This is a genomic window from Actinomadura bangladeshensis (assembly GCF_004348335.1).
GTDB lineage: Bacteria > Actinomycetota > Actinomycetes > Streptosporangiales > Streptosporangiaceae > Spirillospora > Spirillospora bangladeshensis.
Map to the genome: position 1 here is coordinate 1 of NZ_SMJW01000232.1, position 12,542 is coordinate 12,542.

Here is a 12,542-nt window from a genome sequence, read left to right on the forward strand (position 1 = left end):
GGTCGGGGGCGGCGGGGGTGAGGGTGGCCGCGAACTCCGGCAGCGTCCATGCCTGCCGCAACCACTGCAACCACTCTTCGGGCAGGTCGGCGGTCAAATCCGGCCAGGCCGGAAGGGTCAGGTCCTGGGGGTAGGCGGCGGCTCTGATCAAGGCCGCATCCGCCACGTGGAACATGAGTCGTTCACCGCCTCGCAGGTCGGCAGAAGGTGACCGGACAACCGAAGCCGGGCCCGACCCGGTACGCGGAGGCCGGGCCCGGCAGGGGTGCGGCAGGCGTTCTAGCGCACGCCGCCGACGTCGGCGTTGGTGGTGCAGGCGTCCGACCCGGTATTGCCCGAACCGCAGTTGTCGTCGGTGCTGGTGGCGTGGCCGCTCGCGGCGTCCCCGGAGTCGACCAGGCGGACGTTCAGCTGGTACTCGTCGTGCTCCATCGGAGGTTTTCCCTTCTCATCGAGAGGTGACGGTAGGAAAGGTGAGGACGATGCGGCTGTGCCGCTTGTCCAGGACGGTCCCGTCCGGCAGGTCGCCGTCGGGGGTGCGAGCGGGCAGGACGTCCAGGCCCGGCGCCGGGCTCCCGGCGTCCAGCCACGCGCGCATGTGCCCGACCATCCGCCCGGCCGCCGCGGCGGCGTCGTGCCCGTGGGCGGATGCGCCGAGATCGAACTTCCTGCCGGTCCAGCGCAGCGCCGACCGGTAGGAGAACGCGCCCTCGGTGAGGGCTGCGGGGGCACCGAACCGCCACGAGGGCGCGACGATGCCGGACTCGACGGCCGTCTCCTGCGCCGTCAGAGCCATGAACTCGCCCGCGTCGCGGGTGAGGCGGGTGGCCAGCCACAGATCCAGGTCGGCCAGCACGGTGCGGGGCGGCAGCCTCACCCCCGCCCACGCCACCTGGCGGGGCTGGGTGAGCAGGTCGGCGACGGTGCGGGCGAGCACGTCGGGGTCGGTGCGCGGGTCCTCGTCGAACCGCAGGTGGACGCCGTCGGCGACGTCGACGTACCGTATCCGGTGGGCTCCGTCGCCCTGCATCGAGACGAATCCGCACTGGCGGTGGCTGACGCTGCCCAGCCGGTCCCCGGAGCGCCGCAGCGCCCAGGACCGGGTCATCCCGAACGTGCGCAGCGGGACGACGAGGACACCGTCGCCGGTGAGCTGCTCGCGCCAGGCGGGCGGGATGTCCCAGGCCCCGGCGGTGACGATGATCAGGTCGTAGCGGCGGCCCGGCTCGACCGGGTGCTCGGCGTCCGCGCACACCACGGTGACATCGCGGTAGCCCGCCCTGTCCAGGCAGGCGGCCGCCCGGTCGGTCACCTCCGGGTCGATGTCGACGGTCGTGACCGATCCCGCCGGGCCGACCAGCTCGCGCAGCAGCGAGGCGTTGTAGCCGCCGCTGCCGATCTCCAGCACGGTGCGGTCCTTCAAACCGCCGAGCGCGTCGACCGCCTGGCCGAGCATCTCGGCGATCAGGTACGGTGCCGACACCGAACTGATGGCCTCCTCACCGCGCCGGGCGGTGATCACCGCGGTGTTCTCGTACGCCTTCTCCAACGGGACGCCCGGAGTGAACACCTCGCGGGGAACGGTCCGCATCGCCCGCTCCACCTCGTTAGGCATCGTGAAGCCCTTGGCCTTATGGTCGGCGATGATCTCATCGACCAGGGCGTTGCGGAGTTCCTCGGCCCGGTCGGCGCGGCTCGCGGTGTCGACGCTCATGACGCGCCTTCTGGGGATGGTGTGGACCGGTCGCTGTTCGCTGTCATCGCGGAAGCCTCCTTGAGATGTCGGATTCGTCGTACTCGGCCGGCAAGCCGGGTAGGGCCGGCCAGGACTGGTTCAGTCTGGTCGCGCGCCCGCCGACGTGATGCCATCAGCAACCCTTCGGCGATTCGGGTTCCACCACTCATGAAAACCCGCCGCTGAATGCCGGGCCAGACGAGCTACAGGTTGAGGGTGGCCCTGATCCGCTTGTGGTCCGAGTCCGGATCGGCTGGGTCGCGCCACTCGTGGACGCGCTAGCTGTCGGCCGCGTAGGCGTCGGCGAGCGGCTTGTTGAGGAGGATGGCGTCGATGACCAGGCAGTGGCAACCGCCACATTCGAGATCATCTTAATAAATCTCCCAGGATTCGATGAACTGCATCGCTTTTTCTTTGCTGATCTCTTCGAGGTCATCCACAGTGGAGCAGTGATTCCACTCGGCGATGATCCCTGTCCTGCGCCATGCTGGGCGGTCGCGATAGAAGACCTCATCCACGACCCCTATTTCTGCCGATTTGCGCTGCCGGGCGATTCCGTGCGGATCATCCACTGTCTTTCCGCGACCTGTTATCGCGTAGTATTTGGTGGCGGCTTCTTCGGTCATGCTTAACCTTTTCGTCCGCGGATGGACGTCAAACGGTGCCGGCTAGATGTCGACCGTGATCGAGATGCGTTTGTGGTCGGAGTCGGGGTGCTCGGGGTCGCGGAAGTCGTGGACGTGGTACGAGCCGGGCACGTAGGCGTCACGGAGCGGGTCGTTGAGGAGGATGCCGTCGATGACCAGGCATTGGCGTCCGTTGGGCCGCTCGATCTGCGTGGGGGTGTAGTCCTGGGCGAGTTCGGCGGCGTGGTGGAAGCCGACGCCGCCTTCCCGTTGCCGGGTGTCGGGGTTCCACCATCCGACCAGGGCGTCCAGGGCGCGGGTGTCGTAGATGTGCGGGCCGGCCTGCCTGGGGCCGCCTTGGAATTGGACGCGGTAGTTGATCGCGCGGGGGTTGTGGAGGCCGGGTTTGTTCATGTCGGTGGGCTCGAAGTGGGGGCCGGAGGGGACGGTGTTCCAGTCGCCGAGGAGCGCGCAGGGGATGGCGGGGTCGGCGAGCCGGTCGAACCGCCGGTTGTCGGCGAGGCGTGTGTCGCCGGAGTAGATGTCGCCGTGCGTGGCGGCGATCCGGATGGGGTCGGTGCGGCCGGCCAGGGTGAACAGCATCAGGTTGCGGTTGCGGGAGGCGAAGTCGGGGAGCCGGTGGGAGTAGAACCGCCGCACCACCACCTTGGTCGGGTCGACGTAGATGACGGGGGCGAACATCCCCCACTCGCGGGGCAGCGAGCACGGGTAGGGGACGTAGGCAGGGCCGCCCGCGTCCCGCAGCGCGGCGGCGGCCTCGAACGCGCCTTCCATACCGTTCAGCTCGTACCGGTCGCCCTCGCCGATCACGGCGATGTCGGGCCAGTCGCCGTCGTGGAACATCCCGGTGACCTTGCTGTAGTCGTAGGGGCCGCCGTCGCCGGAGTAGGAGGAGTAGCCGGCGTCGGCCCGGCCGCCATGCTCGACGTTGACGTAGCTGAGATGTAGAAGGGTCATTCGGTGGGCTCCCTAGCTCGAAACGAGACGGACATGGCTGGTTTGCAGCGTTCTGCCGCGTGTCCGCCCCTGTGCCGGACGATCGGACTGCGGCATCACGTCCTGGCCACGGCGCATCGTGCGTCGATGTTGACGCCCCCCTCCGGTGGCTGACTGGGCTGCCAGAGTGCGGGTGGTACCAGGCCAGGCTGGACGGGGCTGAGACCGGTGAAGAATTCGGCGATCCCGGTGGGGGTGCGGAGCCGGTAGGGGGCGGCGCCGGTCGCGTTGTAGGTCTCCTGCGCCCAGACGAGCGCGGTTTTGGTGGTCGTTGCGTCGGACAGCGCCAGGTAGCTGCCCGGTGCCAGACCGTTCATCAGGCGGCGCACGATCGCATGGGCGTCGTCGGTGTTGTCGATGTGGCCCATGACCCCGATGAGCAGGATGGCGACCGGCTGGTCGAGGTCGAGGTGGCGGGCGGCGCCGGCCAGGACGGTTTCGGTCTCGGCGACGTCGGCGTGGACGAGTCCGGCGCCGCAGCACGGGCCTTCGTTCAGCAGTTCTTGGATGCGGATGGTCACCAGCGGGTCGTTGTCGACGTAGACGGTTCCGGCGTCGCGGGCTGCCGATCCAGCGATGATGTGGGTGTCGGTGAGGTCTTTGGGGGACGGGAGGCCGGGGCCGATGTCGATGAACTGCCGCACGTCTTGCTTGGTGAGGTATTCGATTGCCCGGTGCTTGAAGCTGCGCTGACTCGCCAGCATGTGCGTGAGGTCGGGATAGACCTCCTGGAAGGTCTCGGCGGCCTGCCGGTCGGCCTCGTAGTGGTCGTTGCCGCCCAGGATGTAGTCCCAGACCCGCGCCGAGTGCGGCACCAGCCGGTCGACGTCCTTCGATGTGAATGCTGGAACAACGGCGCCCGACGGTGTCTGCTGTTGTTGCGATGTGCCGTCCGCTACAGGCCCGAGCGGGTTGACGTCGACGTCCCGGTCTTCTCGGACACGGACCGAGCTGGGCGGTGGCGGTAGCTCGGACGCCGTCGTGTCCGGGAGGGGAATGCCGGCGGCGCTCAGCACGGTGAAGGCGTAGCCGAGCAGCGGCCCTGCGCATTCCCGGAGGAGCGTGCCGCTGAAGTCTCCGAGTTCTGCGGCGATGCGTTTCCACTCAAGGTCGGTGAGGTCGCGCCGGGTGAACTGGGTGAACCAGGCGCGGTCCAGGACGGTGACGGCGAGGCCGTATCGGTCGGCGATGTCCAGCAGTACCCGGGTGGCATCGCCGTCGTAGTGGTCGACCAGCGTCTCCAGCCGGGCGTACCGGCTGGAGACGCACTCGGCGTTCAGCACCTCGTGGACCTCGGAGGCGCGGTACCGGCGGTGACCGCCCACCGTGCGGATCGAGGAGAGCTTGCCATCCTGCGCCCAACGGGTGACGGTCTTGGAATCCACCCGGAACAGGGCGGCGACCTCTCCAGGTGTGAGCAGCGGCTCAGGTTCAGTCATGGGACCAGTGGTTTCGACGGAGGGAAAAGGGGGGCGGTGCGGCCCCGGGAACGGGGCCCTTGGCGGTTCCAGAGGCCGCACAACAGGTCAGACAGCAGGCTCTGGCGCGGTCTCGGACAGGAAGGACGCAGGATGAAGGGCCGTGACCTGGGCCAGACGACCCGACCACTGCCCCTTGCCGGTACCGAGGGCGGATTCGGCGAGGCGACGTAGCTGGATATCGCCGGTCCCGGCGGGCGCGTCGATATGGAAGGCGTCCCGCACCAGACGTTCGATGCAGCGGTCGCGCCGGAGTCCGGCCGCCGCGTGAATCTTCATCGCGTCCAGGGCCGATTCCATCAGCGACTCCACACCCCGATACTTGGCGCTGATCAGCGCGTCGTCGCAGGGCTGCCCGTGGTCGAGCATGTGGGCGGCCTGGTAGGCCAGCGTGCGGGCGGTCATCAGCCGCTCGTTGATCTCCCCGATCCGCTGCTCGACGGTGCGCAGCTTGGCCAGTGGTTCGCCGCGCCGGTGGCGGTCCTTGGCGAAGGCGACGGTCTCCTCCAGCAGCGCCTGGTGGATACCGAGCGCGACGGCCGTGAGGTTCGGGCATCCATACAGGCGGGACGAGCTGTAGGCGACGTGCAGGCCGTCGCCCTCAGCGCCGATCATGTTGTCGGCCGGGACCCGGACGTCCCTCATGACCAGGTCGCCGAAGGAGAAGCCGTGCAACCCCAGCGGCGGCTGGTAGGGGAGGAGCGTCAGGCCTGGCCGGTCGTGCTCGACCAGGAACGCCGACAGGGCCTGGGACCGGCGGGTGCCGGGGCCGCCGGTGCGGACGATGACGCCGTGCACGTGGCCCACGTGGGAGTTCCCGACATAGAGCTTCCGGCCGTTCAACACCCACTCGTCGCCGTCGCGGCGGGCGCTGGCCGCCATGTCCAGCACGTTCCCGCCCGAGCCCTCTTCGGTCACCGCGATCGTCGGCAGGCACGCCCCGGCCGCGATCGGGGGAAGCCACCGCTGTTTCTGCTCCTCGGTCCCGTAGTGGATGATCTTGGCGACACCGAGCTGGGACGCCTGGACCATGGCGCCCATCGCCCCCGACACCCGCGCCAGCTCCTCGATCACGATCGTCTTGGCGAGGTGCCCGGCATCCATGCCGCCGTACACCTTGGGGATGGTCACCCCGATCCATCCCTGCCGGGCGATCAGGGTCGAGGTTTCGACGTCGACGGCTTGGGTGGACTCCATCCAGGCCACGCGCGGCGCGACCTCGGCGAGCGCGAAGGCGCGTACTGCCTTGCGCAGGCTCCTGTGACCGTCGGTCTCGAACACGGGCACCATCTCCTTCCACTTGGACCCACTGCCGGACGGTCGGGTCCGGCAGACGTCATCACCGCGGCCAGGTGTCAGCCGCTCGTGTCGCCGGAGCTGTGGCGGCCGCGAGTGCCGGCCCGCTGCGCGAGCGCGTCCATGAGTGCGTCGCGGTGCCGCTTGATCAGTGCGAGCGAGGTTTGCCCGGTCTCCCGAGGGAGCGGGTCGGTGCCGATGACGCACACGGTGCCCAGCACGGTCCCGGTGGGCTGGTGGATGAGCGGTGCGCCGGCGTAGGTGCGGACCCCGAGCTTGTCGACGACCGGGTTGGAGGCGAAGTGCGGGTTGGCGCACACGTCGGACAGGATCAGCGCCTTGGTGCGGTCGAGCATCTCGGGACAGAACCCGTGGTCGGGCCGCATGGTCCGGTCCACCGCGCGCATGCCCGGCGGAATGTGCAGCCCGACGAACGTCTGCTCCTGCTCGGTGAACAGGTTCACCATCGCGTACAAGTTCTTGCCGTGGTCGCCGAGTTCGGCGGCGAAGGCGCCGGAGACCTGGGCGGCGAACCGGTCGAACTCGGTGTCCGGGGCGCCGTCGAGGCCGAGTTCGGTGAGCAGCTTCATGCGCTGCTCGGCGGTGTCGTGCCAGGTGGGGAGGGACACGCCGGCGTCGGCGTCGTATCTCATGTGGAAGCTCCCTGGGCGATGGGCTGGTGCGGCTGCTCCGGTGGGGTCGGGTGGGTGAGTGCGTGGTCGACCAGGGCGAGCAGCACGGTGATGGACGAGCGCGTGTCGCGGGCGTCGCAGCGCACGATCGGCACCCGGTCGGGGATGTCGAGGGCGTCGCGGACCTCGTCGGTTGTGTAGTGGTGCGGGGCGTCGGCGAACTCGTTGATCGCGACCACGAACGGGATGCCGCGCTGCTCGAAGTAGCCGACCGGGCCGAAGCTGTCGGGCAGCCGGCGGGTGTCGATCAGCACCACGGCGCCGACCGCGCCGTAGGTGAGGTCGTCCCAGGTGAACCAGTAGCGGTCCTGGCCGGGAGTGCCGAACAGGTACAGGATGAGGTCGTCGCTGAGGGTGAGGCGGCCGAAGTCCATCGCGACGGTGGTGGTGGTCTTGTCCTCCACGCCGGCCAGGGAGTCGATCCCGGCGCTGACCACGGTGAGCTGTTCCTCGGTGGTGAGCGGGTCGATCTCGCTGACCGCGCCGATCATGGTGGTTTTGCCGACGCCGAAGCCGCCACTGACGATGGTCTTCACCGGGAAGGGCGCGGAATTGCGTTGGCCGGTTCCCGTCTGGCCGGTTGCGGTGGTCTCGGCACGGTCAGGCGACATGGGACAGCCTCGTTTCCAGACCTGACCGCAGCGCTTCCAGCAATTGCAAGTGGTCGGCGCCGGGGCCGGGCAGGGCCATGACCAAGGCGCCGCGGTCGATCAGATCGGACAGGACGACCTTGGTGGCCTGGACGGGCAGACCGAGACGTGCGGCGATCTCGGCGACCGGGCACGGCCGTTCCCGGCACAGCTCGACCGCTCGGGCCGATTCGGGACCGAGCCCGTGCACGGGTCCGGCGTCGGCGGCCTCCAGCAGGGTCACCAGCCGCATCGAGTGCTGCGGGCGGGTCCGGCCGCCGGTGATCGCGTAAGGGCGCACCTGTTCGTCGGCGCAGGTCTCCCACGCCTGATCCCACTGCGGCGCGCCAGCCGGGCCGGGCATGGTCACCGGTTCCCGTCGGTGCGGCGGTGGCCTCGGGTCGGCGTGGTCAGGTGCTCGGTCACGCTCTTGACCAGCAGGGCTATCTCGTAGCCGACCACGCCGACGTCGGCGTCCGGCTCGGCCAGGACGCCGAGCACACAGCCGACCAGGCCCGACCCGGCACCGGACTTGAGGCTGGGCCGGGCTGCGGCGGCGAAATCGGCGCTCACAACGAACACCAGGAAGGCGGCGTCTTCGATGACGACCTGCCGGAAACCGCCGTCCGGGGCTCCGATGAGGGTGCCGGCGGACCGGGCCAGGGAGTGGAGGCTGGACATCCATGCGGCGGCCCGGTCGGCCTCAGCAGTGTCCAAGCCCGACACCGCCATCTTCAGCCCGTCCCGCGACACCAGCACGGCATGGGTCACACCAGCGACCCGGCCGGTGAACTCCTGCAGAAGCCAGTCCAAACCGTCCGCCGTGAGCGGTGAGGCCGCGGTTACCGCGGGGAGTGTGGGAGTCGTCATCTGAACCTCTTCATGGATAGGAAATGGACCTGTCCCAAGGCGCCAGGCGGTCAGCCGGACTCGTCGGGGGGCTCGCTGGCGGGCTCGTGCCGCTGCTCGGCCTGGCCGCGCCGGAGACCGGTGGCGAAACGCGCCATCAGCTCCGGTGACGGCGGCCGTGTCGGCGACGAATCCGGGGCAGGCTCGCCGGAAGGATGCGGCACGGCGCCCGCAGCAGGACTCGGTTTGCGGCGCCGGGGGAGCGGGGGCCGGCCGGCGTGCGTTGCTGGTAGGGCGGTCGGCGCGGTAGTCGGGGGCTGCTCGTAGGCCGGTGGTTCCTGCGCGGCGGCACTGGTCGGAGCCGGGTCGGGCGGCGGCGGGGATGCCGGCGTGCTGATCGGAGCGGGGGTGCGGCGGCGGAGAAGGGCCTGTGGGAGTGCTGTGATACCGGGCGAGGAGGCAAGGAGGGCGTGGGGCAGGACTACCAGTGCGCACATCCCGGGCGACTGCGGACGCAGCTCGATCCGGATGCCGTGCCGGACGGCCAGCCGCGCCGCGACCAGCAGACCGACCTGCCCCTGCCGGACCTGCTCACGCAGGCTGACCTGGAACGGCGCTTCCAGAATCCGCCGCAGTTCGGCAAGGCGCGCCGCCGACAATGCCCACTTGCCCTCGTCGCGTACCTCCACCCCTAGACCGCCGGGTGCCTGGACCGTCACCATCCGCACCGTGCCGCCGAAGAACCGGGTGGCGTTCTCCACCAGCTCGGCCAGGATGTGGATCACGTCCGGGCCCGCATACCCCGGGATCTCCATGTCGTCGTCGGGTAGCGTCAGCCGGACGCGCTGGTACGCCTCGACCTCGGCCATCGCCTGGCGCAGCACGGTCGAGACCGGCATCGGTGCGGAGGCGCGCCGCGCGGTACGGCCTCCCAGCACCGCCGACCGGGCGGCCGCTCGGCGCAGCTGAGTCGCCAGGTGGTCGATCCCGTACAGATCCGCGAGGAGATCGGGGTCCTCCAGATCGTTCTCGATGGCCTTGAGGCGCTCCAGCATCCGGCTCACCAGCGCGTGCACGCGGTGGCCGGTGTAGACCAGGACCTCGCCGTCGGGTTCCTCCACCGCATCCGGCCGCGCGGCCGAGGCGTGGCGCAGACGGGCACTGGCACGCAGCTCATCCGCGATCACCGCAGCGATGGCGTCGGCGGTGTCGTCATAGGCGTACGCCGGTGAGAAGGGTTGGAACCACCGGGCCCCGATCCACCGACTTCCCCGGAACGGCCGCTGCCAATGCCAGTACAACTCCCCGGAACCGGGGCACGGCAGCAGCGCCACCAACCGCCCGACGTAGGGATGGACGTCCGTCCGCTGCGCGGTGACCGCCGGCGCGCCCTCCGGGCTCCCCAGCGGCGCAGCCGACGCGCGCAGACCCCGGTCCGTGAGGCGGTTGACGAGTTCGCCCGCGTGGTCCAGGGGTTCGAGGGTCTGCCGGCGGGGTTCATCGCCGGCGGGTCGGGCCGCGGTCTGGGGAAGTTGGATACTCATGGCAGGACTCCGACCCCGCACCACAGGTCCACGTCGGCGGTGACCGGCCACGGGCCGGGATCGGGGCGCCACACCGGCGCCGACACCAGGCCCGGCCGGATCATCACCATCCCCGCGCAGAACGCGGCGAGGGCGTTTGGGGTGCGGACGCGCGGCGGACCGGGGCTGGTCTCGGCGCAGACGCTCCCGAGCGCGGCCAGGCCGTGGTCGTACTCGGCGGTCAGATGGCAGAACCCGATGTAGCTGCCGGCCGCCAGAGCGGCCCGGAAGGCGGCCAGGGCCTCGACCGCTTGCGGGTCGGTGAGGACGTCCAAGCTGTTGATCAGCAGCACGGCCACCGGCCGGCGCAGGTCCAAGGTCGCGGCGGCGCCGTCCAGCACCGCGCGAGGGTCGTCCAGCCCTGCCCGCACGAACCCGCAGGTATTGATGCGGCCTCTGAACATGGCCTCGGCGTAAAGCATCGCCAGCGCGTCGGCGTCGGCGTACACGACGCGGGCGTCCGGGTTGACCGAGTGGGCGACCTGGTGGACCTCGTCGTGCATCGGCATGTCGACGCCGACGACCAGCAGTTGGTCGACGCCGCACTCGCCGACCAGGGCCCGCACCACCCGGCTGCGGAACGCCAGCCGATGCAGGGCCAACGTCTCGACCTGCGGAAAACGCGCGGCAACTGTCTCACCAAGGGCACGATCGGCCGGGTTGAAGTCCTTCCCACCACCCCAGAACGCCCACAGCCGCGGCATCGCCGCACAGTCGGGGCCGTATCTCCCGTGGAGGTCCCGTTCCGCCGCGAGCCGGTCGAAGGCCATGCCGCTCACCGGGCACCACCCGTCGCATCGCGCGGCCCCTGCTGGGCGTCGGGAAGGCGGGCGACCATGCCGACGACCCGGACCGTCTCGTACAGCTCGCCCTGATGGCTACCGTCCGGGGACCAGAGCTGCACGTCGACCAGACCGGGCGGTAGGAGATCCCACCCGTCCGCGAGAGCGGCGATGTCGGCTTCCTCCCGGAAGATGATCGCGCTGCGGCCCTTCTCGTAGGCCTTGGTCATCCCTCCGACGCGGTCCTGACTGGTGCCGGTCCTGGTCGCGTGGGACAGCACGACGACGCTGCCGGGCGCCAGACGATCCCGCAGACCGGCCATCACGGTGGCGGGGTCGTCCACGAAGTGCAGGACGGCGGCCAGCACGATGACCGCCGGCTTGGTCAGGTCGGTGCCCCCGACCAGGTCAGGGTGGTTGAGAAGATCGGGGTTGTTGAAGATGCTGTCGAGGTCGGTGACATCGCCGAGCAGCACACGGCCGTAGCCGGTGCGCAGCGCACGGGCGCGTGCGAGCACGACCTCGTCGTTGTCGAAGGCGACCACGACGGCGTCCGGGGCGACGTTGTGGACGCAGGTCTCCACCGAGTCCAGCGGCACGTCGTCAACGATGCCGACGCCGATGTCGAAGACCTGTCCGATGCCGTACTCGCCGACGGCCCACGAGGCGGCACGGCCCGCGAACAAGAAGTTCTCCCTCGCGACCGCCTGCGCGTCCGGGGAGGTCCGGATGACCGCGACCGCGGTCTCCCTATCGGCGCGGGTCCAGGATTTGCCGCCCAGGTAGAAGTTGTAGACGCCGGCTTCCGACGATTGTGTGAAGTCGCGGGCAAGGCCGGCTGAGATGTTCATGACCCCACCGCCGCGAGCGGCTCGTAGACGTCCAATGTCTCGTTCATGCTGGTGTTCCCTTGTAGGCGAATGCGCTGGCGGTGGGTGGGCACGGTGACGGGGATCCGGTGTGGGTCGGTGTCCCCGCCGCGCGGTCGAAGAGAGTGCCGGTCATGCCGTCTCGGCTCGCCACCTGGCGTCACGTCCGGATGGTGGTGCTGCTCGGTCTGGTCGGCCTGGAGGCCGGTGGTCACGACTGCTGCTGAGCGTGCAGGTCCGCGGCGATGCGGGCGCCAGCGTCCGGGATGTGCTCGGGCTCGGCCTGGGCGATCGGCTGCTTCTTTCCGTTCCAGTACCAGTACCGGTCGCCGTCGGAGGGACGGGGCCGGCAGGTGATCGTGTCGACCTCTGGCTTGCCGGGCACGGCCACGCTCAGGCTGCCGTCGTTGAGGTCGGTGTCTAGGCGGCGGCCCCGCATGTGGGCGCCGAGCGCCGCTAGGCGCCTCTGCACCTCATGGGCGTCGCGGTCCTGGAGGTCGGACGGCTGCGGGTGGTCCTGCTCTCGGTAGGTCACCGGCCGGCCCGCCCGTGAGGTCGGGTGAGGAGCTGCGTGTCCATCGCGCACCGCAGAAGCACTTCGAGGGTGTCGGGATCTTGCGCGTCGCAGGTGGAGTGCCCGCCGCGCCATTGGGGGGTGATGCGCCGCTGTGCGTTCCACGGGACGACCTTGTTGGCGTCGTATTCGAACTGCCAGTCCGGCCAAGCGGCGCGGAGCTGTCGGAGGCGTGCCGCGTGCGGCGGGAGCCCGTTGGGGTCGGCGCTGGCGATGGGCTGTACGTGGGGACTGATCGTGCCGATGGTCTTCTCGGCGGCTTCCGCAACCTGGCTGGCCGTGATGGCCGCCTGGTGGAACTGGGCCGCGATCCGCTGCCGCTCGGTCGTGGTCATAGGCACGAGCGAACCGCAGTCCCGCGTGCTGCCGGAAGGCTCGAACCAGGGGCGGGTGCGTGCGCAGGGGGGTGGGG

General features: G+C 70.0%; 15 protein-coding genes and 1 pseudogene. All 16 read right to left on the reverse strand.

What is annotated here, in order from left to right:
* Nucleotides 1-279 precede the first annotated feature (279 nt).
* Nucleotides 280-432, reverse strand: a complete 153-nt coding sequence (locus E1284_RS31790) for an FxLD family lanthipeptide (RefSeq protein ID WP_131943854.1) — start codon at nucleotides 430-432, stop codon at nucleotides 280-282.
* 16 nt (nucleotides 433-448) lie between these two features.
* A complete protein-coding gene (gene fxlM, locus E1284_RS31795) occupies nucleotides 449-1,714 on the reverse strand; it encodes a methyltransferase, FxLD system (protein WP_131943855.1) in 1,266 nt (421 codons plus the stop codon).
* Between the two features lie 392 nt (nucleotides 1,715-2,106).
* Complete coding sequence (locus tag E1284_RS31800; RefSeq protein WP_131943856.1) at nucleotides 2,107-2,361, reverse strand: hypothetical protein; 255 nt, start codon at nucleotides 2,359-2,361, stop codon at nucleotides 2,107-2,109.
* 42 nt (nucleotides 2,362-2,403) lie between these two features.
* Nucleotides 2,404-3,339: an endonuclease/exonuclease/phosphatase family protein gene (locus E1284_RS31805; protein WP_131943857.1), complete on the reverse strand. Its 936-nt coding sequence runs from the start codon at nucleotides 3,337-3,339 to the stop codon at nucleotides 2,404-2,406.
* Nucleotides 3,340-3,434: 95 nt separating this feature from the next.
* Nucleotides 3,435-4,661: an SAM-dependent methyltransferase gene (locus E1284_RS31810; protein WP_243714868.1), complete on the reverse strand. Its 1,227-nt coding sequence runs from the start codon at nucleotides 4,659-4,661 to the stop codon at nucleotides 3,435-3,437.
* Nucleotides 4,656-4,817: pseudogene (locus E1284_RS44155) on the reverse strand (BldC family transcriptional regulator); the annotation flags it as partial. The pseudogene E1284_RS44155 and the gene E1284_RS31810, both read right to left, overlap by 6 nt.
* 87 nt (nucleotides 4,818-4,904) lie before the next feature.
* On the reverse strand, nucleotides 4,905-6,146 hold the full coding sequence (locus E1284_RS31815; RefSeq protein ID WP_131943859.1) for an acyl-CoA dehydrogenase family protein: 1,242 nt from the start codon (nucleotides 6,144-6,146) through the stop codon (nucleotides 4,905-4,907).
* 65 nt (nucleotides 6,147-6,211) lie between these two features.
* Nucleotides 6,212-6,805, reverse strand: coding sequence for a GAF domain-containing protein (locus E1284_RS31820; RefSeq protein ID WP_131943860.1), 594 nt, complete (start codon nucleotides 6,803-6,805; stop codon nucleotides 6,212-6,214).
* Nucleotides 6,802-7,455, reverse strand: coding sequence for a GTP-binding protein (locus E1284_RS31825; protein ID WP_131943861.1), 654 nt, complete (start codon nucleotides 7,453-7,455; stop codon nucleotides 6,802-6,804). Before E1284_RS31825 ends, E1284_RS31820 begins: the two co-directional genes overlap by 4 nt.
* A complete protein-coding gene (locus E1284_RS31830; RefSeq protein ID WP_131943862.1) occupies nucleotides 7,445-7,837 on the reverse strand; it encodes a DUF742 domain-containing protein in 393 nt (130 codons plus the stop codon). The genes E1284_RS31825 and E1284_RS31830 overlap by 11 nt, the downstream gene beginning before the upstream one ends.
* 2 nt (nucleotides 7,838-7,839) lie before the next feature.
* Nucleotides 7,840-8,286: a roadblock/LC7 domain-containing protein gene (locus tag E1284_RS31835; RefSeq protein ID WP_207924065.1), complete on the reverse strand. Its 447-nt coding sequence runs from the start codon at nucleotides 8,284-8,286 to the stop codon at nucleotides 7,840-7,842.
* Between the two features lie 107 nt (nucleotides 8,287-8,393).
* Nucleotides 8,394-9,866, reverse strand: coding sequence for an ATP-binding protein (locus E1284_RS31840; RefSeq protein WP_131943864.1), 1,473 nt, complete (start codon nucleotides 9,864-9,866; stop codon nucleotides 8,394-8,396).
* Entirely contained in the window at nucleotides 9,863-10,675 is an 813-nt protein-coding gene (locus tag E1284_RS31845) for an SAM-dependent methyltransferase (protein ID WP_243714870.1), read from the reverse strand. The genes E1284_RS31840 and E1284_RS31845 overlap by 4 nt, the downstream gene beginning before the upstream one ends.
* Nucleotides 10,676-10,680: 5 nt before the next feature.
* Nucleotides 10,681-11,538 carry an SAM-dependent methyltransferase gene (locus tag E1284_RS31850; protein ID WP_131943866.1) on the reverse strand — a complete coding sequence of 286 codons (858 nt, stop codon included), beginning with the start codon at nucleotides 11,536-11,538 and terminating at the stop codon, nucleotides 10,681-10,683.
* A 229-nt stretch (nucleotides 11,539-11,767) separates the two neighbouring features.
* Nucleotides 11,768-12,091 carry a hypothetical protein gene (locus E1284_RS31855; protein WP_131943867.1) on the reverse strand — a complete coding sequence of 108 codons (324 nt, stop codon included), beginning with the start codon at nucleotides 12,089-12,091 and terminating at the stop codon, nucleotides 11,768-11,770.
* Nucleotides 12,088-12,542: hypothetical protein (locus tag E1284_RS31860; protein WP_207924066.1), on the reverse strand; the 455-nt coding region annotated here is incomplete at its 5' end. The genes E1284_RS31855 and E1284_RS31860, both read right to left, overlap by 4 nt.